Here is a 23,508-nt window from a genome sequence, read left to right on the forward strand (position 1 = left end):
TAGGTGAGGACCGGCGTGGCGGGCCGTACGGCCCGCCACGCCGGTCCTCACCTAGATCAGCCACCACTCGTAGGGCACGTCGTCGAGGGTCCAGGCGCTGGCCTGCCACTCCTTCTTGCGGCTGCCCGCCACGTCGCCGAGCTCGGCGTCGGTGAGCTCCGCACCCTCGAAAGGCAGGTCGTCAATCGTGATCTTCGACATCTCGTTCCTTCCGGCCGCCCCGCGGCGGCCTGCACATCGGCTTGCGTCGAGAAATCTAGGAACGGCGTCTTGGAAGTCACTTGGGATCTACTGCGCCTCAGGCGAAACCGATCTTGACCTGGGTCTACCCACTGGGTATACCCGGTGTGTATAGTCCGCTGGTATGACCGTCTCGCACACCCTGCTGGGGCTCCTGGAGGAGGCCGACCGCCACGGCTACGACCTGAAGCAGGCCTACGACCGCCGGTTCGGCGCGGCCAAGCCGATCAGGTTCGGGCAGGTCTACCGCACGCTGGCCCAGCTCGTACGCGATGGGCTGGTCGAGGTCGTCGGCGTGGAGCCGGGAGCGGGCCCCGACCGCAAGCGTTACGCCATCACCCCGGAGGGAGTGACCGACTTGGACCGCTGGCTGGCCGAGCCCGAGGATCCGCAGCCCCAGCTCCAGACGGTGCTGTTCACCAAGGTGACGCTGGCGTTGATGTCCGGCAGGCCCGCCGGGGAGTTCCTCGACGCCCAGCGCCTGCGGCACCTCGACGCGATGCGCGTCCTGACCGCCGCGCGGCGCGAGGCGGTGTCGGCGAAGGACGCCCTGCTGGCCGACTACCGGCTCTTCCACGTCGAGGCGGACCTGCGCTGGATCGAGCACGCGGCGGGCCGGCTGCCCGCCCTGGCCGAGGAGGTCGATGATGACCACGGTCCTGACCGGTCGTGAGCTGCGCAAGAGCTTCGGCCGTACACAGGCGCTGCGGGGCGCGAACGTCTCCGTGTCCGGCGGCGAGATCCTGGCCGTCATGGGCCCCAGCGGGTCGGGCAAGTCCACGCTGCTGCACTGCCTGGGCGGCGTGCTGCGGCCCGACTCGGGCGAGGTGGCCTTCGGGGAGGTCCGGCTCGACCGGCTGGCCGACCGCGAGCGCAGCAGGCTGCGCCGGACGAGCTTCGGGTTCGTGTTCCAGTTCGGGCAGCTCGTGCCCGAGCTGCCGGTGCTGGAGAACATCGCGCTGCCGCTGCTGCTCGAAGGCCGCGCACGGCGGGCGGCGCTGGCGGAGGCGGCCGAGTGGGCGGCCCGGCTGGGCCTCGACGGCCTGTGGGACCGCCTGCCGGCCGAGCTGTCCGGGGGGCAGGTGCAGCTCGCCGCCATCGCGCGCGCGTTGGTCGCCCGGCCCCGGGTGGTGTTCGCCGACGAACCGACCGGCGCGCTCGACTCCGTCGCCGCCGACGAGGTGATGGAGCTGCTCGTCGACACCGTACGCGACCACGACGCCGCCATGATCATCGTGACCCACGAGCCCAGGGTGGCGGCGTTCGCCGACCGCACCCTGATCGTCCGCGACGGGCTCGACGTCCAGCCGGTCGGTGCCCGGTGAACGCCGTCGTGCTGGGCCTGCGCTTCGCCGTCGCCGGTGGGCGCGAGGGCCTGGCCAGGTGGGCGCTGACCGCGTTCGGGGTCGGCGTGGGTGTGGCCCTGCTGCTGCTCTGCCTGACCGGGCAGTCCGCGTTACAGGGGCGGGCGGACAGGTCGGCCTGGCGCGACTCGACGCCGGCCACCCCGGCCACGGCGCCGGACCCGGCGCTCTGGCTCGCGGTCAGCGACCACTACGCGGGCGAGCCGCTGTTCCGGCTGCACGTCGCCGCGCTGGGATCGCGGCCACCGGTCCCGCCGGGGCTCGACCGGCTCCCGGCGGCCGGAGAGGTGGCCGTCTCGCCGGCGCTGCGGCGGCTGATCGAGGCCATACCGCGTGATCAGCTCGGGGCCCGCTTCCCCGGCCGGATCACCGCGACGGTCGGCCCCGCCGCGCTGGCGCACCCCGACCAGCTCATCGCCATCGTCGGACACACCCCGGAGAAGCTGCGCGAGCTCACCGGCGCCAAAGAGGTGCGCGGCATCCAGACGGGGCCGCCCGGCGACTACGCCTTCACCGCCGCCGCCCGGCTCCTGCTCGTCTTCGGCGCGCTCCTGCTGCTCATCCCCGTCGTCGTCTTCATCGTCATGGTCACCAGGATCGCCGCGATCCGCCGTGAGCAGCGCTTCGCGGTGATGCGCCTGGCCGGCGCCACCCGGGTGCAGGCGGCCGTGATGGCGGCGGCCGAGACCGGGCTCGGGGCCGTGACGGGCGCGGTGCTCGGCCTGCCGGCCTACCTCGTGGCCCGCCCGGTCGTGGCCGCGCACCTCACCCACGGCGGGGCGCGTTTCTTCGACGCGGACGTCTCCGATCCGCCCGGCCTCATGGCTCTGGTGCTGGCCGGAGTGCCGCTGCTGGCGATGGCCACCACGGTCGTCTCGCTCCAGGTGACCCCGCTCGGCCTCGGCGCCCGCCCTCCCCGCCGGCGACCGCCCCGGGCCTGGCGGGTGCTGCCGCCGACGGCCGGCGTCGCGGGCCTGTTCCTCGCTCCCGCGCTGGCCGGCGCCGATCCCGACCAGCCCTACCTCGCCTTCGTGGCGCTCATCATGGTGGGCGCGGTCATCGCCGGGCCCTGGATCTGCCTGGTGGCCGCGCGCGCCCTGGCCCGGGCCGGCCGCGCCGCCGGCACGCTCATGGCCGCCCGCCGCGTCGCCGGTGATCCGCGCGGCGCCTTCCGCGGGGTCAGCGGGGTGGTGCTGGCGGCGTTCGTGGTGATGTTCGCGGCCGGGCTGGCACGTCCGGAGCCGGGCGGCGACTTCTACGGCGAACTGCGCGCGGGCGTGGTCGAGATCTTCGTCGACCGACAGCCCGCCGAGCGGCTGGCGCCCCTGATGGGCGCGAACACGGTGGTGATCCGCTCCGGCGGCTGGTCCTCGGTGGTGTCCTGCGCCGAGCTGGTCAGGGTCGTCAACGCCTCCTGTCCGCTGCCCGCCTCCGTACGCGAGCGCGGCCTGGGCCCGTACGCCACGATCGGCGTGATGAGCGCGCGGCTCCTGGAGTCCGGCCCGACCGGCCTGCCGGTGCGCGCCCTGTACGTCACGACCGACGGCACCGTCGCCGCCGAGGAGCGTGTCCGCACCCGGGCCGCGCTCCTCATGCCCCGGGCGATCGTCAACAGCCGCCGCGACACCGTGCTGCAGGAGTCCCGGCTGCAGGCGGAGCTGGGCACGTACGCCCGGCTGGCGGCGTGGTTCGTGACCCTGGTGGCGGGCTGCAGCCTGACGGTCGCCGTCGTGGCGGGGCTGATCGAGCGGCGACGGCCCTTCGCGCTGCTGCGGGCCACGGGCGTGCGGCTCGGGGAGCTGCGCCGGGTCGTGCTGCTGGAGACGGCCTTGCCGCTGGCGATCAGCGTCGCGATGGGCGCGGTGCTGGGCTCCACGGCCTCGTACGCGGTGGCGACGGCCGGCCGCGACCCCTGGTCACCGCCCGGCCTGGACGTCACCGCCGGCCTCGCGGGCAGCGCCCTGGCCGCCCTGGCCATCACGATGGTCGCACTGCCGCTCATGGATCTCGCGACCCGCTACGACGCCGTCCGCTTCGAATGATCCACCGCCATGACCCACAATGGTCAGATGGTGACGAGCGGGATCAGGCGGGCGCTGGTGCTGGGCGGCGGCGGAGTCGCCGGGATCGCGTGGGAGACGGGTGTGCTGGCCGCGCTCGCCGACGAGGGCGTCGACACCCTCACGGCCGACCGGATCATCGGCACGTCGGCGGGCTCCACGGTGGCCGCCCAGATCACCAGCGGGCTGCCCCTGGCCGGGCTGCTCGCCCGCCAGATCGACCCCGCGCTGCAGACGACCGAGCTGAGCAGCGGCGTCGCGGTGGAGGAGCTGTGGGCTCGGTTCCAGCAGATCTACGAGACCCCCGGCGACCCCGCCGAGCAGCGGCGCGAGATCGGCGCGATGGCGCTGGCCGCGTCCACGGTCGGCGAGGCCGAGCGGCGCGCGGTGATCGAGGCCCGGCTGCCCGTGCACAAGTGGCCCGAGCGCGACCTGGTGATCGTGGCGGTGGAGGCGCTCACCGGTGAGCCCCGGCTGTTCGGGCCCGATTCGGGGGTGGAGCTGGTGGACGCGGTGGCGGCCAGTTGCGCGGTCCCCGGCGTGTGGCCGTGCGTGACGATCGACGGGGTGCGCTACATGGACGGCGGCGTGCGCACCGGCACCAACGCCGACTTCGCGGCCGGCTACGACCGGGTGCTGGTGCTGGCCCCGATGCCCGAGCCCGCCGAGCCGGCCTGGGGCCGGCTGGACGGCGCGGTCGAGGTGATCGAGCCGGACGCGGCCGCGCTGGCCGCGTTCGGCGCCGATCCGCTCGCCCCCGAGGTCCGCACCCCGAGCGCCGAGGCCGGCTACGCGCAGGGCCGCGCGGTCGCCGCCCGCGTCGCCGCGATGTGGCGGTAGGGTCACCCCTCCGCCAGCACCTTGCGCAGCACGTCCGCGAACTCCTCCGGGTTCCCCATGAAGCCTCCGTGGTCGCCGGGGAACTCCGCCGTCGCCGTGCCGAGCAGCTCGGCCAGCGCCACCGAGGTCCGGTACGTGCTGAGATGCCCCGACTCGGCCCCGATCCCCACGACGACCCGGGCGGGCCCGGCCTTCAGCGCGGCCACGTCGGGGACGTAGCGGGTGGTGCCGCGCAGCTCGTGTGCGAAGAACCGGGCGCCGTCGGCCACCACCTGGTCGGGCACCTCCGTGGGCGGGGCCACGGGAGCGCCCCCGTCACCCTCGTCGAATCCCGCGCTGCCCATGAACTTCGCGAACGCCGCCCCCAGCCCGTCCCGGTGGAAGGTCTCGATCATGTCGTCCACCTGGGCGCGCTGCTCGGCGGCGTCGGGCAGCAGCTCCAGCAGGGGCGGCTCGTGGGCGACGAGCGTACGCACCCGCCGCGGGTGCCGGGCGACCAGCGCCAGCCCCGTCACCGCGCCCCCGCTGCTGCCGAAGACATCGGCCGACTCGGCGCCGAGCGCGTCCAGGACGGCGGCCAGGTCGTCGGCGCGCAGCTCCGGTGTGGAGTCCTGCGTGGGATCGGCCAGCACGCTGCCCGAGATGCCCCGGGGGTCGTGCGTGACCACGGTGTGGTCGCCCGCCAGCGCGTCGGCCAGCGGCGCGAAGTCCCCCGCCGCCATCGGCGCGCCCGTCACGATCAGCAGCGGCCCCGATCCGCGTACCTCGTAACGCAGCCGCACGTCGGGCAGCTCGAGAAAGTGGGTGGTGGTGGTCATGGCGGGATGGTCCCTTCTGCGGCGGTCTCGTCGGGGATAGGACTCGCGCGGACGGGAGAACTCATCGCTCTCACCCCCGCAACCTGACCGGAAGGGCGGTCAACCGGCCGCCCTGGATCCCGCCGAAGTCGACCTGCCGCAGGTCGGCGTACGGCACCGCGAGGCGGGCGGCGGGGAAGTCCGTGCGCAGGACCTCGACGAGCGCGCGCAGTTCGAGCTGGGCGAGCTGCGCGCCGGTGCAGTAGTGGGGACCGGCGCCGAAGGAGAGGTCCGGCCCGATCGCGCGGCCGGGGTCGGTGTTGATGCCCTGGATGTCGACGAGCACGGGGGAGCGGGCGGGCAGGCGCACCCCGCCGAGCTCGACGTCGGTGGAGGTGAACCGCCAGAGGGTGAAGGGGGCGGGCGCGTGCCGCCGCAGCGTCTCCCGTACGAGGTCGTCGGCCGGGACCTGCGCCCCCGCGTCGAGGACGTGTGCGAGCAGGAACCCGAGCGACGGGTCGGTGGTGAGCTGCCCGGCGTAGATCAGCGTGAAGATCAGATAGTGCAGGTCCGGCTCGGTCAGTTCGGCGGGCACCTGATCGCGCAGCTCGGCCGCCAGCCCGGCCGCGCCCTTCTCCAGCGCGGACGCGGCGAGGTCCGCGAAGGCCGCCATCGCCCGCCCCACCTCCTCGGGGTCGTCGCTGTACATGCTCCGGCAGGCCGCCATGGCCTGGTCGACCCGGTCGAGCGGGACACCGAGCACGTCGCAGACCACGGTGAGCGGGTACCGGGTGGCGAAGTCGGCCATCAGATCGACCGTGTCCTCGGCGTCGAGGCCGGCGAGCAGCTCACGTGCGATCGCGGTGATGCGTTCCGCGTACTCGGCCATCCGCCGGGCCGTGAAGAGCGGGCGGTGCGCCCGCCGCAGCCGCTCGTGCGGCGCGCCGTCCAGGGTGGTGAGGGACGGCTGGGCGGCGGCGGTCGGCTCGAGCCCGGCGGTCCGCGGGTCCCAGTGCGCCGGCGCGTAGGCCGGGTCCTTCACGATGCCGGGATGCACGAGCGCCGCCCTGGCGAGCGTGTCGTCGGTGATGATCCACGCAGGCCCCCCCGCAGGGGCCTCGGCCTGGACGACGTGCCCCGCGGCGCGCAGGGCGGCGCGGGCGGGATGGGGTTCGCCGACGCCGCGCACGGTGACGGCGAAGGGGTCCACGGACACACGGGGTGCTTCGGTCATGTCACTCCTGAAAGAACAGATTGCTGCGTTGCGCAGTAAAAGTATCATGCAATTACTGTGCTATGCAGCAATAGGAAAGATGGGAGCCTGGGCACCATGACCACGAACGAGCGGGAATCCCTGGTCACCGAGCTCACCAAGTCCGCGATCCCCGGCTGGGCGATCCTGGTCGTCCGGCTCAACCGGGTCGTCGCGGAGCGGCTCGGCGTCGCGGAAACCGACGTGCAGTGCCTGCACGTCCTCGACCGCCATGGTCCGGCGACCCCGGGCACGCTGGCCAAGCACGTGAAGCTGACGACCGGATCGGCCTCGCGCATGATCGACCGGCTCGTCGCCGCCGGCTGCGTCCGGCGGGTGGCCGATCCCGGCGACCGCAGGCGGGTGCTCATCGAGCCCACCCAGGAGGGGATCGACCGGGTCGGCGAGGCGTACGCGGGGCTGGTCGCCCGTACCCGGGACGATCTTGCGGGTTTCGGGGACGACGAACTCGCCACCGTGCTCCGGTTCCTGCGGACGGCCGAGCTCAGCACCGCCGCCGAGGTGGAGCGCCTGCAGGCCGCGCCCGGCCGTACATGAGGATTTCCGGCGTTTTCCCATGATCGGTGATCTTCTTCCACTACGATCCGACGTTTCTGATCGTTCGAAAGGAAACGAACCATATGTGGATCGCCTTGGGTGTGATCGCCGTCCTGATCGTGGCCGGCGCGTTGTGGTGGAAGTTCCGAGATCCGCTTAGAGGTGAGGACTTCTACAAGTTTCACGTGGAACGTCAGTGGGCCTGGGAGCTCCTCCTCACCGACGAGCAGGAGCGGGCCTTCATGGCGGGGCTGGAGGCGTACGACGAGGACGTCACGGTCTACCTGAACCGCGAGGCGGGCGTGCTGCGCGTCTACGAGCCGTCGATGATCGTCTCGCTGTTCCTGGTCGCCGAGCAGTTCGCCGCGCTGGGCCCGGGGGCGGTGGCCGACCCGGCGGGCGCCGTACGGCACCTGCTCGACCGCGTCACCCACGCCGAGACCGGCGGCGTGCTGCACCTCGACGACGGCTGGATGCCGGAGGAGCGCGTGGACGGCATGGACAAGTACGACTTCACCGGCGCGATGATGAGCGCCACGCACGCCCAGGGCGTGGACGGCGGCGTCGGCGGCTACGGCGACGAGGACGGCGGCTACGGCCTGCTCACCGTGCTCGTGGAGCTGCCCCAGCACGTGGCCCGCATGTACGACGACGCGCACAGCCACACCTCACCCGACGAGATCCGCAACCGTCTCGACGTCTACAAGGCGGTCGTCCAGGAGCCGGAGCCCGAGTTCGTGGCCGGCCTGGAGAGCGCCGACGCCGAGCGCAGCCGCTTCACCAACACCCTGATGTACGACTACGGCCGCATCCTGGCCGGCTACCAGAGCGCGCGCCCCCACATGCCCCACGCGCAGCCGTCCGACGTCATGGCGGCCGTGATGGCGCGCATGCTCGCCGAGAACCTGCCCGGCATGACCTGGACCCGGCAGCCGTCGCCCGAACAGCACCAGCGCGCCCTCGACCTGATCTCCACGAGAGGCTGACCTCCGCGAGAACCTGCCTGATCCGCTGAATGAGCGGCCTTCGCGAGAGCCGGTCTGAGCTCAGCGGGAGGCCGGCCTCCGGGAATATCGGCCCGTGACGATCCGCAGGTCCGCGGCCTCTCCCGCCAGGTGCTCCGCCCAGCCCACCGCCGTCCGCAGTGACGGCTCGGGCGGGTGGTAGGCCTTGTCGGCGGACCACCACCAGCGCTTCTCCCGGAGCGGCTCCGCGGCCAGCACGGCCGCCGCCAGCCCCGGCGGGCATGTGATCCGCTCCCACTGCTCGCGGCGCAGGCGCAGATAGAGCAGCCCCTTCAGCACCGAGATCGGCGTCAGGTCGGGAACGTCCGCGTCGGCGAGGTCGAGCGCGTACAGGCGGGGACACGACAGCAACGGCGTCAGATCCACCGGGTTGCCGGTGCGCAGCCGCGCCATGCGCAGGGTGCCGTGGCCGGTCAGCGGCGCCAGGTCGACGGTGTCCATGGCCAGGTCGAGCCGCTCCAGAGGTGTGTCGCGCAGCGGGCCCAGGTCGGCGCCCGGACAGTTCTCCACCGTGACCTGCCACAACATCGGCGCCCCGCGCAGGGGACCGAAGTCGGCCCAGGAGGCGTTCATCACCTTCAGCCGCTCGATCCGCGCGTGCAGGCCCGGCATGGTCCCCGCCTGCGCCCCGGTGACCGTCAGCGAGCGGGCCTCATCGCGGGGGCGCTTGATGTCGATCGACAACTCGCCGTCCTCGATCCGGTAGGCCCCCGCCCGTAACGCGGCGACGTGCCGCCGCAGCAGGTCGGTCACCGAGTCGGCGACGTGGACGGGCCCCTCGTCGTGGTGCGGCCCCATGCGGATGACCTGCCCCGGCCGCCCGCCGGGCCCGGGCGCCAGGTCCACGGCCAGGAAGTCGCCGAGGGAGTCGGTGGCGAACGGGATCCAGCAGGGGTGGTCCGACACCCTGCGCACCGCGAGCGGAGGGCCGGAGGCGCCGATCAGCGGATGGTGCCGCCAGTCGTGGCGACCGGCCCACCTGCGGTTCTCCGTACGGCTCTGGTTCTCCAGCATCTCCAGGCCGAACCACGGATGCCGGTCCAGCAGGCCGATGCCGCCGTCGCCGTCGATGTGGGCGTAGAGGGCGCGCAGGTCGGCGGGGAGCGTCACCGGCAGCCGGGACTCGAGCCAGGCCCGTCGCGCCGCCGGCAGCGCGGGCGGGGGCGCGTACGTGTCGCGCCCCAGGACACGGTCGCGCTCCCGCAGGTACGCCCCCAGCAACGCGATCGCCTCGTCCGGATCCCCGGCCGCCACGGCGTCCACCGGACCCGGCTGGAACACCCCGGGCTCCTCCGGCCGCGTGTCCCGGTCCAGCAGATAAAGGAACCCGCCCGCCCCATCCCGCTCCAGCGACCGGCTGAGCACCGCCTCGAACCGCCCCCTGGCCTCCACGACCAGCTCCACGGTGAGCCGCCCGCCCGCCTCGTCGCCCAGCGCGGACAGCTCGGCATGCAGGTCGGCCTCGCCGCCGACGTCGCCGGGCTCGAAGGCGAACCCGTGGTGCCCGGACCCGCCGTCACCGGTCGCGAACCCCCGTAACTCGGCCCGCCGCCAACCCCGGGGTCCCACGGCCGCGATCTTCTCGGCCATGGCGCGAAGCACGCCGTCAGTGATCATTAGCCCAGGGTACGGATCCGGCGCGCTCCCGTCTTGACGAGAACCGGTTCCCTCTGAATTCAGCCGTTACGCGCCCTCCGGACCGTACTCCGCGACCCGGCTTTCCAGCATCGAACAGAGCACACCACCGGCCGATGCCCGGGGTGTCTCAGGGGCGTTCTCAGGGACCTCCCCGACGCCGCATGGCCCCGGATGCCGCAGAATCGGGCGTCATGAGGATGAAGAGCGCGGGGATCATCGCGGGTCTGCTGGGGCTGGCGGTGGCGCTGACGGGGTGCGGAGTCGGTGGCCCTGAGGAGAGCGACACCGTGTCGTACGACGTCGGGGACAAGGTCGCGGCCCTCAGGGTCGAGGCCGACGCGGGCACCATCGAGGTGGTGGAGTCGCAGCGGCAGGGCATCCACGTCACCGAGCGGCTGACCTGGCGCAAGAACAAGCCGGAGACCAGCCACCAGGTGCAGGGCGACACGCTGGCCCTGACCTTCAAATGCCCCACGACCTGGGGATTCGGCGCCGTGAGCACTTCTTGCGACGTGAGCTACCAGGTCGAGGTGCCCAAGGGTCTGCGCGTCAAGGCCACCTCCGACTCGGGGACGCTGACGCTGAAGGACCTGTCGGGCGAGCTGGACGCGCAGACCGACTCGGGGACGATCGAGGCGGGTGGGCTGGCGGGCAAGCGGGTGGCCGCGAAGACCGACTCGGGCACGATCGAGCTCACCTTCACCGGCTCGCCCGACAAGGTCACGACCTCCACGGACTCGGGCCGGACCTCGATCCACGTGCCGCAGGGGCCGTACAACGTGGTCGCCAGGACCGACTCCGGCGCCAAGAACATCGAGGCCGCCACCGACCCGTCGGCCACCCGCCAGATCGAGCTGACCAGCGACTCGGGTGACCTCGAGGTCCTGACGCCCTAGGAACCCAGGGGCCCGCCTGACCGCCGCGCGGCGGTCAGGTGATGCGACCGGTCCAGTAGGAGGCCGCGGCCTTGAAGATCGTGTAAAGCCCGGTGTCGAAGTAGGGGGAGATCCCGGTGTCGTGACGACCGTCGCCGTCGGTGTCGGAGACGCCGGTCGTGATGCCGTTGAGGTAGCCGAGCCGCTGCTCCTCGCTGTAGCCCTCCAGCCAGGAGGAGCCGAGCGCGCCGTCGCCGGTGAACGGGGAGTCGACGCCGATGGGCTGGTCGGCGGGAGGGGCGGAGAGGCTCATGGTGAAGGTCGGCCCGGTGGACCGTTCGAGGGTGTCGCCGGTGTAGGGCCGGGTTCCGTCGGGGTGGGGGCCGGCGGGGTAGCCGAAGACGTCGACGGCCGGGGTCGTCGCCTGGTTGAACGCCAGACCCTGGCCGCCGACGATGTCGGCCAGTCTCCCGGTGGTGACCTGCGTCCCCGAGTCGGACGGGACGACGCCGCTGTAGACGTTGACGAAGGCGAAGTCGCGGTCGTGGTCTCCGTACTGGGTGAAGTCGGAGTGGACGAACACCCGCTTCCCGACGTACAGGCCGGACGGGGTGGTGCCGTCGGAGTAGGCGGGCACGAACACCCAGCTTCCGACCGTGGCGGGGGCGCCCTCCATGTCGTACACGCAGTGCGCGGCCGTGGCGACGAGATTGCGGTACTGCGACTGCAGGGCGGTGCCCGAGCACCAATGCGGCAGGCCGTCGGCGCCGACGAAGAACACCTTGCCCGAGGTCCGGGGCGGCTCACCTTCCGCCTCCGGCCCCACCGGATTGACGCTGCCGGGCTTGCCGGGCGGGACGACGGTGCCGGACGTGCGCTCGCCGCGTACCTCGGTCCGCGGCGCGTAGGGTGTGGCGCTCCTGAGCTTGGCGCCCCCGTCGGCGAGCCAGAACGTCGCGACCTGCTGGGCGTCCGCCGTGCTGGAGGCCAGCGGGGCCCACGCCACCACGTCGGCGGCCTCCGCGGGCCCGGCGACGGCGGTGGCGCCCAGCAACCCTAGGCCGACACCCAGCGCGAGCAGCCTGCGTCTCATCATCGATCTCCCCGTTCCCGTCGTGGGCCGCCCCGGCGACGTCCACCAGCACGAAGATCGTAAATCTTGAACGCCGCCCCGGGAAGACTTTATTCGAATCTACATTCGAGTATTCGTTCAGCTCTGAGAGATGGGCTCCGGTGCGGGTTCCCCGGCCGGACGGTAGCCGAGGCGTCCACGGGTCGCGACGAGCACCAGGATCGCCGCCGTGGCGCCCGCGAGCAGGGTGACCTGCGACGCCTGCTCGGCGGTGGCGAGCGAGGGGAACATGTCCGAGTACGCGAGCGACATGAAGTTGTTGACGCTGACGTGCAGCAGCATGATCAGCGGCAGGCTCTGGCCGGTCCGGTTGAACACCCAGGTGACGACCACGCTGAAGACGCAGGCGAAGGCGATGAACTCGCCGACCCTCATCCAGGTGACGTCCGGCCACCCGCCCCATTCGCTCAGGAACAGCGGCAGGTGCCAGATCCCCCACAGCGGCCCGAGAACCAGGGTGGCGCCCAGCGGACCGAACCTGCGCTGCAGGCGGGGCAGGGCGAAGTCACGCCAACCGGGCTCTTCCGCCAGACCGGTGGTGACCATCTGGAGCAGCAGGCCGGGCACGTAGGCCACCAGCACGGCGACGGGAGGCAGGCGGATGTCCCCGTCGGAGACCGCGAGAGCGGTGACGATGATGGCGGCGGGAACACCGAGCGCGGTCACCAGGTACCAGACCCACCCGACCCGCCACTTGGTCATCCGCCCGACCCACCGGCGCACGCCTTCCCTGCCGTCCGCGACGGTGGTCACGATGAACGCGGCGAGGATGGGACCGAGATAGGCGCCGGGGAGAACACCCAGGAACTGCGTGGTGCCGAGCACCGAGGGAAAAGCGAAGTCCAGAACGCCCAGGCCGGTCGCCGAAAGAACGTAGGGCAACCAGGCGACCCAGCTCATCAGGTTGGCCAGCACGAAGAAGCTGATCAGCGGACGGCGGCGGATGAACCCCCGAAGTCCGGTCCGTCCCGGATACTGCTCGGCCCCCGGCCGGCTGTCGACTGCCATTTTCTCTCTCCTTCAGGAGCGCTTCACTGACAGTGATCAGCACACCAGCCGCAGCCCCTCCCGGTCGTTCCCGCGTACAGCCCATTGGAGGTACAGCCAGGGGTACCAAGGAGCGAACGCCCAGCTCAGAGCGTCGGCTTCACAGCGCCGACCGCGAGCCGGAACGGCGGTCGCCAGCACCAGCGCGACGGCCCCTCCGAGTGGATGAAACTTCAACTTCCGGCTCCCAACCGCGGCGCCCGAGCGATAGGCGGCCGACCCGCGAGCTGCTGAACGCCGAGCGGGCGGCCGGGGTGGCGCGCGCGTTCAAGGCGCTGGGCGCCTGTCAACAGCGCGTACGCCCGTACGGAAGAGCCTGTCGAACAGGCTGACAACACCGATCTTCTTGCGGACACGTGAGCTGACCGAAACGGTGGATCCCGCCGCACCGGAACGGCCCACAACCCCCGCACCAGGAGTACTGATGAAGCTGCCCTCATGCGCCGCCGCCCTCACGGCGGGCGTCCTGTTCACTTCGCTGACTGGAGTGTCCGGGGCGTCGGTGGCACAGGCGGCCGACGCTGAGGGCCTTCCGAGCCTGAACATGGAAGCCACGGTCAAGGCGGCCCAGATAGACCCGCGGCGGCCCGACAGCACGCTGACCCCAGGCGCCAGGGCCGGCGTGCTCCTCGTTGAGCAGGCGCTGCGTGACCGAAGCCTCCTCGACGCGAAGTGGGTGGACGGCTACTTCGGCACCACAACGGTCGCCGCCTACGCGAACTACCAGAAGTCGCTCGGCCTCACCGGTCTCGACGCCAACGGTCTGCCGGGTAAGACGTCGCTCACCAAACTCGGTGCCGGCCGCTTCAAGGTCACGGCTCCCATCGACCCGGGCGCCCGGGTGTCCACCGGCGGTTTCGTGATCAACACTCGTACGCGAAGCATGCTGGCCGAGGCGAAGCGGCTGCTCGGCCGCGACCTCAAGCTGGATCAGGGTTCGTACAACCCCGGCGGTGACCCCACGTCCGCCGGCACCCACGACGGTGGCGGCGTCGTGGACATCTCCGTGGAGGGGATGAGTTCCGCCACCCGGACCTCGGTCGTCCGCGCGCTGCGCCGTGTCGGCTTCGCGGCATGGGTGCGCAGCCCCCAGCAGGGCGACTGGCCGTGGCACATCCACGCCACCGCCATCAGCGACACCAGCCTCTCCGGCCAGGCCCAGCACCAGGTCGGTGACTACTACCTCGGCCTGAACGGGCTCGCCGGCCGTGGCCCGGACGACGGCCCGAAGGTGACCATCCGCACCTGGGAGGAGTACCAGCGCCGCTGACGTCACCCGCCCCAGGCTCCGCTGACCATCCGAAACGCAGTCTCCGCGGACAGAACGCACGTTCCGCGGACTCCGCAGACAGAAGGAGAACAGCATGACAACGCTCACCAGGATCCTCACCGCGGCGACCGCCGCGATGGCGCTCGGCGGGACGGTCCTCGCCACCGCATCGCCGGCTTCGGCCGCGGACCGTGACGGTGTCTGTGATACCGGCGAGTTCTGTTATTACTTCAACAGCAACAACCAGGGGTCGGTGTCCGACTTCACCGGATCGGTCGACGATTACGCCACAGCGCAGCCTTCGTGTTACGACTTCAAGGGCCCTGGCGCCGGTAAGGGCGAGTGCATCAAGAATTCCGCCGCCTCCGTGTGGAATCGCAGTAGCAAGACCGTCCGCGTCTATTTCAACAGCGGCCACACCGGCACCTATCAGGACTTCGCCGCGGGCGTCAAAGGCAACCTGAACGCCACCCTCAAGAACCAGAACGCCTCGCACCAGTTCCTCGGCTCCACGTCGCCGACCGGCTGCAAGACCGACGGCACGGACACCAAGCTGCCCACGACGATCCTCGTGTACCGAAAGTCCCTCGATCGTGTGGAGCGGGTGGAGTTCAAGACCTACGTCAAGAACGTCCTGCCGAACGAGTGGGTGTCGAGCTGGCCCGCGGAGTCCCTCAAGGCCGGCGCGATGGCCGTCAAGAACTTCGGCTGGTACTGGGCGCTGCACTCGAACCGCAAGACACCGAGCGGCCAGTGCTTCGACGTCTACGACCACACCTCGAGCCAGGTGTACAAGCCCGGCTCCGCGAAGGCGGTGACGAGCGCCGCGGTGGACGCGACGTGGGGCGCCCGGCTGACGCGTAACGGGAAGATCTTCCGGGCCCAGTACTGCGCCACGACGACGGCGTGCGGCAACTGGGTGGACGGGGACTGGATGTCGCAGTACGGCTCCCGCGACAAGGCCCTGGCGGGCTGGAACTACTCCAGGATCCTCAAGAACTACTACACGGGGATCGTGCTCGGCTCCTGAGCCCGTCCGACTTTCGTTCCCCGCCGTGTCATGCGTGGCGGGGGACTATCGTCCTTCGACGATGATCTGGAAGTTGAGCGGCCGGCTTCCGGGGAATACGACCGTTCCCGAAGCGTCCACCATCTTGAATCGCACGTAGCACAAGCCCGGCTTCCTCGGCGTGGTGATGTCGGTCCGGATGTCGACCGTCTCGCCGGGGCGCGTGTCCTTGATCGGCACGTCGGAAATGGTCTGGCAGTGATCGGCTTGCTGCGCGGGGTCGAGGCGCCGCAGCGAGTATCCCTGCCACGGCACGGTTCCGGTGTTCTTGAGGCGCCATACCTTGGTCATGGTCTTGTCGGCGCCGACGCGCGTGCAGTCGGGGAGCGTGACGTCCGCGATGAACACGGCCGCATCACCCTCGTGCAACGGCAGGGCCGGCGGTGGGTTGGTCGAACGCACCGGGCAACCGGCCGGGGACAACGCGATCGATGGGCTTTCGGCCGGGTTCGGCCCGGCTCCGCCGGGTGTGGAGCCGCGATTGACGGTGGTCACGATGAGGAACACCGCCCCCATGGCGACAGCCGCCGTCACGAACGCCACCGAGAGGGTCAGCCGTAATCGCCCCCTGCTCTCCTGCGCGGGCAGCAGAGGCTGGACGTCGCTAATGATCTCATCGGGCCGCGTCGAAGGCGCGGATACCGAGGTCTCGCCGTCCGGCCAGGACGTTTGCGACCCGACGGCGAGACGTACGGAACGCGGTTCGGCGACGCGTGTGGCGGAGCCCACGAGCCCACCAGACGAATGGTCCACCGAGGTGCCCACGCGGACCGCGGAATCCCCGGTGCTCACCGATCTGACCGCCAGGTTCGCCCTCTCCCAGCGCTCGCGATAGTCGGCCGGGTCCGCGCCGCACACCTTGACGAACTCGACAGTGGTCTCCCAACTCGGGAGCCGGTTACCCTTCGTGGCTTCGTGCAACGTTGTGTGGGAAATCGCGCCCGACCGGCCGGACATCTCCCGGAAAGGCGGATTGCCGACTGAGTTGCGCAGTTCCCGCAGGGCCGCCGAGAAATCCTCGATTATCTCCGCCCGTGCACGCCTGTCGTCCACCGTGCGAAGGTAACAGCACTTACGGTCTTGGCTCAAATCGACCCGGAATCGGCACGAAGGCAGGCAAGATGAGCGCGCAAAAGGCCGTACGGTGCCCTCGTACCAGGCCGAACGCGACGAAGGAGACCGGGCAGCCTCCCCTCTCGCCCAATGCGTTGGATTAGACGATTACGCCTATGAGCCGGCGCGCCACGTTGACCGGAACGCCCTTAGCCTGGCCGCGGCGTCGTACAGGCTTGTGCGGCTGCGGAATTCGTACACGTGGCCTGAACTGGCGTTTCATTTATGTCAGTTACGCGGCGTAACGCGGTCGTTCCTGATTTGTATTGGGTCGGCTCGACTTCATGATTGCGGCGTTGTCGACCAGGATGTGCGCCGATGCCGGACGATCCGCCGGTGACGACTGCTCGTCAGGCGGTGACGAGGTGTTCGGGGCGGTCGCGGCGGGTGTGGAGGTCCCAGTAGACCTGGGCGATGTCGTCGGGGCCGGAGTGCGGGACGCCTGCGGGAGCGGTGGCGCTGGGCAGCAGGTTGATGGCCACGATCGCGGCGTGGACGCCCTGGCCGGCGAGGGCGTTGTGGAGGTTGTGGACCCAGTTGCGCAGGGCGGCCTGGGCCGTGTTCAGGGTGGCGAGCATCGGATACGGGTTGATGGCGCCGCCGCCCGTGGTGTACAGGAGGGTGCCGGTGCCGGCGGCCAGCATGGCGGGCAGCACCGCCTGGGTGGCGGTGACCGCGCCGTACAGGAGGTGCTGGATCGCGGGCTGGAGGTTGTCCACGGTCACCTCCGGCGGGTTGACCATGGTCAGGCCGCTGTGCGGGGAGTATTCCAGGACGTCGATGCCGCCGAAGCGTTCGGCGGCCTGGTCGAGCGCGGCGGTCAGCGCGGGAAGGTCGGACACGTCGGCGAGGAAGCCCGCCGCGGTGGTGCCGGAGGCGGCCAGCTCGGCCACGAGGGCATCGAGGTTGTCCTTGCCGCGGGCGATCAGGGCGACCTGAAAGCCGTGACGGCCGAAGAGCTTGGCGATCGACAGGCCCATGCCGGGTCCGGCTCCGACGATGGCGATGGTGGGCATGCGTCTGCTCCTTGCTACGTGTGGGTGGGCGCGGCGAACTACGCCTGGGTGCGGCGATGGGCGTCCTCAGGCGGGATCTGGTGTGGGCGGGGGAGTGTCTACTCGCCGTTGAGCGGGGGCGCGGCGTCGGGGAAGCAGTCCTCGATACGGGGCATCTCCGGGTCGATGGTCTTGAGGATGCGTTGGGCGATGCGGCCCATCTGCTGCTGCTGGGCCTTGGTCAGCGGGTCGAAGACGAGCCGGCGGACTTCGGCGACGTGCGCGGGTGCGGCGCCCGTGACCTTGGTCCAGCCGTCCTCGGTGAGGGTGACCAGCGTGACGCGGCCGTCGGACGGGTCCGGCCGGCGCGACACCCAGCCGCGTTTCTCCAGCCTGATGACGACATTGGACAACCGGGACAGGGTGCTGGCGGTGTTGACGGCCAGGTCGCTCATTCGCTGGGTGCGCTCGGGCATCATCGACAGGCCGGACAGCACGAGGTATTCGAAGTGGCTGAGGCCCGCGTCACGCTGCATCTGGGTGTCGAGCGCGGCCGGCAGGCGGATCAGCGCGTACGCGAGCGCGTACCAGTGCCGCTGCTCCTCGGCATCGAGCCAGCGCGTCTCCGTCGAGTCGTCCATGCCCACCACCTTAGCTCCAAGCTTGGAGCTCTCACAACTCCACATAACTTTTAGCTTGGAGTGATGCTGTGTCAGCTTCGCTCCAAGGTTGGAGTTAATCCCTGCTGGGAGCGCCCGGCTTGCGCTGGACCGAGGGCTTCGGCGCCGCCACGTACGTGTTCACGGAAGGAAGTGCGATGAGCAGATCAGAGACCAGGCTCCAGGTGGTGTTCGGCGATCTCCGTCACGCCGTCGACGACGTCATCCTCAAAACGCCAGGTCACCATCGAGGAGCTGTTCGCCGCGATCGGATGGCTCCAGCAGGCCGCCGACACCGGCGAGCTGAGCCAGGCGGGCATCCTGTTCTTCAAGACCGTGCTGAAGGCCACCGAGGGCGCCGCCTACGCCCACCCGGAGAAGGACGGCGCGAGCCACTGGGAGATGGAGGGCCCGGCCTACCTCCCCGGCGCTCCGCTGCTGGAGAGCCCCGCCGTGCTGCCCATGCGTCCGGACGAGTCGGGCGAGCCGCTGATCGTCTCGGGAACGGTGCGATCCGGCCTGGAGACCCTCGGCTTCAAGCCGGACCACAGCCCGCTGACCGCCCTTACCCAGGCGCTCGAACTGCCCGGCATGCGCCCCCTGCACATCCACGCCATCGTGTCGGCCGACGACTTCCTGCCGCTGACCACCCAGCTCTACTTCGACGGCGACCCGCTGGTCAGCCGCACCATCGAAGGCCCGGTCCCCGCATCCGCGGTCAAGAGCACCGACCTCCACGACGCCCCGGCCGACTACCGGGCCCGCGGCCTCAACGGCCCGTACCGCACCCTCACCCACGACTACGCCCTGCGATCGGCGATCTCCCGAGCACCCGCACGTACGGCGGCCTGAACGCAGAACCTGACCAACCCCCCGGATCGCGACCATCCCGGCCGACTTTCCATTGGACCCCGGCCACACGCCGGTTGGCTCCGGGTTGCCTTCCGATCTTCCTCAACCTCCGGACGGATCGGATCGCGCCAGGGATGGCGGAGACCCCGACCGTGCGTGGGCGTCTGGTTGCGAGGCGGCGAGATGGTCATGCAAAGTCGCGTGGCGGAACTGGTAGATCGGCCCGACCGCGCGCAGCAGCCCCAGCCGGTGGGCGTCATCGAGAAAGTTCGTGATCCGCCAGGGAAGCTTCCGGTTGAGTGCGAGGTGGCCGGTCGCGATGGTGCAGGCCAGCCATGCGTGATGGCTTCCGGACATGAGCCCCGCGAGCCCGAAGGGGAGTCCGAAGGAGAGCCCGAAACCGAGCCCCACAATGAGCCACCCTTGGACCCCGGACTCGAGCGAGCCCATGAACCCGAAAATCATCCAGCTCGGAAGCCCGCCGGCGAGCCCGACCAGAAGCCCTCGCAGGAGGGTGAGGGTCCTGTCGAATCGCCAACTGGAGGTGGGAGTGCTGAATGACGTGGGAGCGGGTTGCTCGGCCCAATCCATGAGCCCCCTCGCGAGCCCGAACGCGACCCCGCTCGGAAGCCCGACCAGGAGCCCGAACGCGAGTCCGGCCAGGAGCCCGCCAAAGATCATCAACGCGAACCCGAACGCGAGCCCGACCAGGAGCCCGAACGCGAGCCCGACCAGGAGCCCGAACGCGAGCCCGACCAATAGTCCGAACACGAGCCTGAGCCTGATGGCACGCAGGAGAAGGCGCGCACGACCGCGGAGACTGAGGTCGGCATGACCAGGAACATCGCCGGGCCAGGACCCGGCGGAGAACCAGCTCCACGTCGCGCCCACGAGCCCGCCCACGAGCCCGCTCAGCGGGACCATGAAGTCGCCTGGAAGCCCGTCCATGAACAGGCCGAAGAAATAGCCCAGGATCAAGCCCATGAGTCCGCCCATGACCCCGCCCACGAGCCCGAGCGTACGTTTGACCAACTGGTTGGCGTTGGGTGTCGTGCTGGAGATGCGCCACCAGGCGATGTCGCGGGTGACGGCGGGTGGGAAGGCGCGGGCCAGATGGGTCAGGTAGCGGCGGGTGGTGGCCGGGTCGAGCCGGTGGCGGGGCAGGAAATGGCCGCCGGGCCCGGTGCTCGGCGGGCGGGTGTTGACGAGGGAGGGGATCAGCTCGTCGAGCAGGTGGGCGCGCAGCGCGGTGGTGGTGCCGCCGAGAGGGCCGGTCAGGGGTGCCGGGTCGGTGCCGGGGGCGGCGTACACGGTTCGGACGAGCCAGAGGCCGAAAGGGGTGGCGACGATCTCGGTCAGCCCGGAGAGAGCACGGGTTTCTATCGCGGTCAGAACGTTGCGCCAGGCATCGGAGGGGAGGGCGGGCAGGCATGCGCGCAGATAGGCGGCACTGGTCTGCGGGCTCAGCCGGACCGGGGTGATGACGGCGGCGGCGTTGAGAGGGCGTCCGGCCGTGGCCACGGCGGTGGCGAACTCGGTGGTCCGGCTGGTCATGATGAGCTGATCGCCGGCGCTCAGGGAAGCGTTCAGCGCGGTGATGACGGCCGCCCGGGCCTGCTCGCCGATCTCGTCCAGGCCGTCCAGAACCGGCAGGACGTGCCCGCCCGCGACCAGGGCGGTGGCGGCGTCAGGGCCGAACTGGGGGGCTTTCAGCGCGGGGTAGTCCTGGGCCAGGCGATCGGCGAGCCACTCCTGCAGGCGGGGCTGAACGTGCGGGTTCCATCCGGAGAGCGGCAGGAGCACGGGAACCGGGACGGTCTCGCCGTCCTCGGCGGACTCGTGGCCGGCGCGGATGGCGAGCAGGCGCAGCAGCAGTTGTATGGCCAGGGTGGTCTTGCCCATGCCCGGCCCGCCGGTGATGACCAGCCGGCGGTGGGTGAGGGCCTGGAAGTCGCGGGCGAGGGCGGCGATGTCGCCGCTGTGGCCGGTGAAGGTGAAGTCTGTCTGGGCGGCGATGAGTCGGGAAGGGCTCATCACGGTCTCGTTGCCGCTGAGCCGCCAGGAAACTGCGATCGGCTCGGGGTCGTCCAGCGACCGGTGGCGGGCTTCGGCTTTCCACTGCCGCTGGACGAGTTCGGCCAGTGCGTCGGCGGCTGCCGCCGTTTCAGCCCGGCTGAGTGGGCCGGCGGCCGGGCGAAGGCGTCCGGCCCATGTGATCACGGCGGCGATGGCCACCGAGGCGGCGATCGCGACCGCGGACAGGTCGGCCCAGTTGACCTTGTCGCCCGGGTCCAGCCTTCGCCACACGATGAACACGATCGCGCCCAGCAGGGCGACGGTCATGCCAGCGAGTAACCGTGGGCGAATCGGGGGCCTGCTCACCCTGACATCATTGCCGCCACTTGCCAGTCGAGCCACTACCACCACCTGAGCCCGGCCGAGTTGTCAGCCAGGCTCTGTGCCTGCCAGACGGTCAAGATCGGCATCTGCTGCCGCGGCTGGAGTAGGAGCCCTGGCCGCAGGGGTCAGAGGCGGCCCGTCGTAGCGTCCAGGGCATACACCTTGCCATCGGTGCTGCCGACATAGACAAGCCCGTCGACCACCACGGGATTGGACCAGCTGATGTCGCCGAGGGTGGTGTGGCTCCAGCGCACCCGGCCGGTGGTCGCATCCAGCGCATGAACCTTGTCATCGTGGCCGCCGACGTACACCACGCCGTCGGCCACCGCCGGACGGGAGTCGATCTTGTCGCCGGCAACGCGGGTCCAGCGCACCCGGCCGGTGGTCGCGTCCAGGGCGTACACCTTCCCATCGGTGCCACCGACGTACACCACTCCCTTGGCCTGCGCAGGACTGGAAAGGACGGCCCCGCCGGTGGCGCGGGTCCAGGACACCTGGCCGGTGGTCGCGTTCAGGGCGTACACCTTGCCGTCGCCGCTGCCGACGTACACCAGCCCGCCGGCTACGGCCGGGCTGGAGTCGACGGCGCCGCCGGTGGCGCGGGTCCAGCGCACCCGGCCGGTGGTCGCGTTCAGGGCGTACACCTTGTCGTCGCTGCTGCCGATGTACACGATCCCGTCGGCCACCGCCGGGCTGGAGAGGACCGCGCCGCCGGTGGCGCGGGTCCAGCGCACTCGGCCGGTGGCCGCGTCCAGGGCGTACACCTTGCCGTCGCGACTGCCGACGTACACCAGCCCGCCGGCTACGGCCGGGCTGGAGTCGACGGCGCCGCCGGTGGCGCGGGTCCAGCGCACCCGGCCGGTGGTCGCGTTCAGGGCGTACACCTTGTCGTCGCTGCTGCCGATGTACACGATCCCGTCGGCCACCGCCGGGCTGGAGAGGACCGCGCCGCCGGTGGCGCGGGTCCAGCGCACTCGGCCGGTGGCCGCGTCCAGGGCGTACACCTTGCCGTCGCGACTGCCGACGTACACCAGCCCGCCGGCTACGGCCGGATTGGAGTCGACGGCGCCACCGGTCGCATGGGTCCAGCGCACTCGGCCGGTGGCCGCGTCCAGCGCGTGCACCGCGCCGTCGCGACTGCCGGCGAATACCATTCCGCCGGCCACCGCCGGGCTGGAGTAGACGGCGCCGCCGGTGGTGTAAGTCCAGTCCACCCGGCCGGTGGCCGCGTCCAGGGCGTACACCTTGTCATCGCTGCTGCCGACGTACACGACTCCGCCGGCCACTGCCGGGCTGGAGATGATGAAATCGCCTGTGGTGTAGGTCCAGCCGATCGCGCGGGTCGGTGCGGTGGAAGCGCTGGAGGCAGCAGGCGTGCCGCCGGCGGAGCCGGCCGTTTGCGGCCCGGGTGAAGCCGGCGGTCCCCACAGCAGCCAGCCGGCGGTGATGACGACAGAGACTGCGGTGGCGGTCATCGCGGTTCTCCGTCCGGTCCGTGCCTGTGACGGAACGGCGGCGCGACTGGACTCACTGAGGGGTGGATCGGCGGGCCAGGCAGCCCTTGCGGAGGACGCCTGGCTTGGGGGAGCCGGGTTGCGGGTGAAGACAAGCCGGCCGGCGGTGTCGGTGCCACGCTGGTTGGGCTCAGGCAGGCCCCGGCTGCGGAGACGGTGGCGTAGATGCGGGTAGAGCAGGTCCAAGGTGAGCCACTTCGGCCCCTCGGGCAGGCCGGCGCGGACCAGGCCCAGAAGTTCGCCGGTGAAGGAAGTGCAGGCGTTGTCCTGTCGGCCCAGCGGGGGCACATGAGCGGTGTGGTCGCTGGCGGTCAGCGTGTAGGCACCACGGATTCCGGCGCTGTCGGCGACGCCCTCGGCGGACAGCGCCTGGACGGCACGGCCGGAGTAGCAGCAGTCCAGGATCACTACTTTGACCCGTGCGGGGCTGTCCAGCAGCGCCTGACGGAGGCGCTCGTACTCCAGGCCGGTGACGTCGGGATCGCCTTCGTCGGTGCCGGTCAGGGGCAGGCACAGATGCCCGTTTTGCAGGATGATCCCGTGTCCGACAAAGTACACCAGCAGCACATCGGCTGTGTCGCGGGCCAGACGCCGCAAGGTCCGCACCAGGCCGGCCACCTCGGCGGGGTCGGGGATGAGGGTGACCTGCTCCGCCGGCCAGCCACACAGGGTGGGATCTGTCAGGACTTGGTGCAGTCCGGCAAGGCTGTTGGCGGCAGCGGGCAGTGGCCGGAACGCCTTGTCGTCAAAAGTCGAGACACCGATCAGGATTGCCTGGGAGCGGGGGTAGTCAGGCAAGCGGGGCGTC

The 23,508-nt window shown here is 71.0% G+C and carries 22 protein-coding genes; 10 read left to right on the plus strand and 12 right to left on the minus strand.

Features of this window, described 5'->3' with window-relative positions; all coding sequences use genetic code 11:
- Window positions 1-51: 51 nt before the first annotated feature.
- Window positions 52-201 (minus strand): putative ATP-grasp target RiPP, encoded by a 150-nt coding sequence (locus tag AB0I15_RS40280; RefSeq protein WP_358108094.1) that lies wholly within the window; start codon window positions 199-201, stop codon window positions 52-54.
- Window positions 202-364: 163 nt separating this feature from the next.
- On the opposite strand from AB0I15_RS40280, the gene AB0I15_RS40285 reads away from it, so the two are divergent.
- From AB0I15_RS40285 to AB0I15_RS40300, 4 genes are read left to right on the plus strand one after another with little or no spacing between them, the layout of a single operon-like run.
- On the plus strand, window positions 365-913 hold the full coding sequence (locus tag AB0I15_RS40285; RefSeq protein ID WP_358108097.1) for a PadR family transcriptional regulator: 549 nt from the start codon (window positions 365-367) through the stop codon (window positions 911-913).
- A complete protein-coding gene (locus tag AB0I15_RS40290; protein WP_358108387.1) occupies window positions 888-1,565 on the plus strand; it encodes an ABC transporter ATP-binding protein in 678 nt (225 codons plus the stop codon). Before AB0I15_RS40285 ends, AB0I15_RS40290 begins: the two co-directional genes overlap by 26 nt.
- Window positions 1,562-3,646, plus strand: a complete 2,085-nt coding sequence (locus tag AB0I15_RS40295) for an FtsX-like permease family protein (RefSeq protein ID WP_358108099.1) — start codon at window positions 1,562-1,564, stop codon at window positions 3,644-3,646. The genes AB0I15_RS40290 and AB0I15_RS40295 overlap by 4 nt, the downstream gene beginning before the upstream one ends.
- A gap of 9 nt (window positions 3,647-3,655) precedes the next feature.
- Window positions 3,656-4,504 carry a patatin-like phospholipase family protein gene (locus AB0I15_RS40300; RefSeq protein ID WP_358108102.1) on the plus strand — a complete coding sequence of 283 codons (849 nt, stop codon included), beginning with the start codon at window positions 3,656-3,658 and terminating at the stop codon, window positions 4,502-4,504.
- A gap of 2 nt (window positions 4,505-4,506) precedes the next feature.
- On the opposite strand, the gene AB0I15_RS40305 is transcribed toward AB0I15_RS40300, so the two are convergent.
- Complete coding sequence (locus tag AB0I15_RS40305; protein ID WP_358108105.1) at window positions 4,507-5,322, minus strand: alpha/beta hydrolase; 816 nt, start codon at window positions 5,320-5,322, stop codon at window positions 4,507-4,509.
- A gap of 70 nt (window positions 5,323-5,392) precedes the next feature.
- Window positions 5,393-6,535 carry a cytochrome P450 gene (locus AB0I15_RS40310; RefSeq protein WP_358108107.1) on the minus strand — a complete coding sequence of 381 codons (1,143 nt, stop codon included), beginning with the start codon at window positions 6,533-6,535 and terminating at the stop codon, window positions 5,393-5,395.
- 96 nt (window positions 6,536-6,631) lie between these two features.
- Here AB0I15_RS40310 and AB0I15_RS40315 point away from each other — a divergent pair, with 96 nt between their 5' ends.
- Window positions 6,632-7,111 (plus strand): MarR family transcriptional regulator, encoded by a 480-nt coding sequence (locus AB0I15_RS40315; RefSeq protein ID WP_358108110.1) that lies wholly within the window; start codon window positions 6,632-6,634, stop codon window positions 7,109-7,111.
- An 83-nt stretch (window positions 7,112-7,194) separates the two neighbouring features.
- Complete coding sequence (locus AB0I15_RS40320) at window positions 7,195-8,097, plus strand: hypothetical protein (protein ID WP_358108113.1); 903 nt, start codon at window positions 7,195-7,197, stop codon at window positions 8,095-8,097.
- Window positions 8,098-8,157: 60 nt separating this feature from the next.
- Here AB0I15_RS40320 and AB0I15_RS40325 read toward each other — a convergent pair whose 3' ends face one another.
- The gene (locus AB0I15_RS40325) at window positions 8,158-9,753 is read right to left on the minus strand and encodes an SMI1/KNR4 family protein (protein ID WP_358108116.1); all 1,596 of its coding nucleotides are present in this window, start codon (window positions 9,751-9,753) and stop codon (window positions 8,158-8,160) included.
- A gap of 212 nt (window positions 9,754-9,965) precedes the next feature.
- On the opposite strand from AB0I15_RS40325, the gene AB0I15_RS40330 reads away from it, so the two are divergent.
- Window positions 9,966-10,670 carry a DUF4097 family beta strand repeat-containing protein gene (locus AB0I15_RS40330; protein WP_358108119.1) on the plus strand — a complete coding sequence of 235 codons (705 nt, stop codon included), beginning with the start codon at window positions 9,966-9,968 and terminating at the stop codon, window positions 10,668-10,670.
- Window positions 10,671-10,704: 34 nt separating this feature from the next.
- On the opposite strand, the gene AB0I15_RS40335 is transcribed toward AB0I15_RS40330, so the two are convergent.
- Both AB0I15_RS40335 and AB0I15_RS40340 read right to left on the minus strand, forming a co-directional pair.
- On the minus strand, window positions 10,705-11,745 hold the full coding sequence (locus tag AB0I15_RS40335) for a trypsin-like serine protease (protein ID WP_358108122.1): 1,041 nt from the start codon (window positions 11,743-11,745) through the stop codon (window positions 10,705-10,707).
- A gap of 114 nt (window positions 11,746-11,859) precedes the next feature.
- Window positions 11,860-12,789: a type II CAAX endopeptidase family protein gene (locus tag AB0I15_RS40340; RefSeq protein ID WP_358108125.1), complete on the minus strand. Its 930-nt coding sequence runs from the start codon at window positions 12,787-12,789 to the stop codon at window positions 11,860-11,862.
- 463 nt (window positions 12,790-13,252) lie between these two features.
- Here AB0I15_RS40340 and AB0I15_RS40345 point away from each other — a divergent pair, with 463 nt between their 5' ends.
- Together AB0I15_RS40345 and AB0I15_RS40350 are read left to right on the plus strand one after the other, a co-directional pair.
- Window positions 13,253-14,098 (plus strand): peptidoglycan-binding protein, encoded by an 846-nt coding sequence (locus AB0I15_RS40345; RefSeq protein ID WP_358108128.1) that lies wholly within the window; start codon window positions 13,253-13,255, stop codon window positions 14,096-14,098.
- 94 nt (window positions 14,099-14,192) lie between these two features.
- Window positions 14,193-15,128: a SpoIID/LytB domain-containing protein gene (locus AB0I15_RS40350; protein ID WP_358108131.1), complete on the plus strand. Its 936-nt coding sequence runs from the start codon at window positions 14,193-14,195 to the stop codon at window positions 15,126-15,128.
- Window positions 15,129-15,173: 45 nt separating this feature from the next.
- Here the strand turns inward: AB0I15_RS40350 and AB0I15_RS40355 are convergent, their stop codons facing one another.
- From AB0I15_RS40355 to AB0I15_RS40370, 4 genes are all read right to left on the minus strand, one after another.
- Window positions 15,174-16,220 carry an NBR1-Ig-like domain-containing protein gene (locus AB0I15_RS40355; protein WP_358108134.1) on the minus strand — a complete coding sequence of 349 codons (1,047 nt, stop codon included), beginning with the start codon at window positions 16,218-16,220 and terminating at the stop codon, window positions 15,174-15,176.
- Window positions 16,221-16,630: 410 nt separating this feature from the next.
- Complete coding sequence (locus AB0I15_RS40360; protein WP_358108137.1) at window positions 16,631-17,296, minus strand: SDR family NAD(P)-dependent oxidoreductase; 666 nt, start codon at window positions 17,294-17,296, stop codon at window positions 16,631-16,633.
- A gap of 98 nt (window positions 17,297-17,394) precedes the next feature.
- Window positions 17,395-17,916: a MarR family transcriptional regulator gene (locus AB0I15_RS40365; protein ID WP_358108140.1), complete on the minus strand. Its 522-nt coding sequence runs from the start codon at window positions 17,914-17,916 to the stop codon at window positions 17,395-17,397.
- Window positions 17,917-18,101: 185 nt separating this feature from the next.
- Window positions 18,102-18,254 carry a hypothetical protein gene (locus AB0I15_RS40370; RefSeq protein ID WP_358108143.1) on the minus strand — a complete coding sequence of 51 codons (153 nt, stop codon included), beginning with the start codon at window positions 18,252-18,254 and terminating at the stop codon, window positions 18,102-18,104.
- Between the two features lie 16 nt (window positions 18,255-18,270).
- Between AB0I15_RS40370 and AB0I15_RS40375 the strand changes: the two genes are divergently transcribed.
- Window positions 18,271-18,786, plus strand: a complete 516-nt coding sequence (locus AB0I15_RS40375; protein ID WP_358108146.1) for a hypothetical protein — start codon at window positions 18,271-18,273, stop codon at window positions 18,784-18,786.
- 102 nt (window positions 18,787-18,888) lie between these two features.
- On the opposite strand, the gene AB0I15_RS40380 is transcribed toward AB0I15_RS40375, so the two are convergent.
- Together AB0I15_RS40380 and AB0I15_RS40385 are read right to left on the minus strand one after the other, a co-directional pair.
- Complete coding sequence (locus tag AB0I15_RS40380) at window positions 18,889-21,129, minus strand: NACHT domain-containing protein (protein ID WP_358108149.1); 2,241 nt, start codon at window positions 21,127-21,129, stop codon at window positions 18,889-18,891.
- Window positions 21,130-21,311: 182 nt separating this feature from the next.
- Window positions 21,312-23,498 (minus strand): PQQ-binding-like beta-propeller repeat protein, encoded by a 2,187-nt coding sequence (locus tag AB0I15_RS40385; RefSeq protein ID WP_358108152.1) that lies wholly within the window; start codon window positions 23,496-23,498, stop codon window positions 21,312-21,314.
- Between the last annotated feature and the right edge of the window lie 10 nt (window positions 23,499-23,508).

It is taken from the genome of Nonomuraea sp. NPDC050643 (genome assembly GCF_040654715.1).
In the GTDB taxonomy this organism is placed as follows: Bacteria; Actinomycetota; Actinomycetes; order Streptosporangiales; family Streptosporangiaceae; genus Nonomuraea.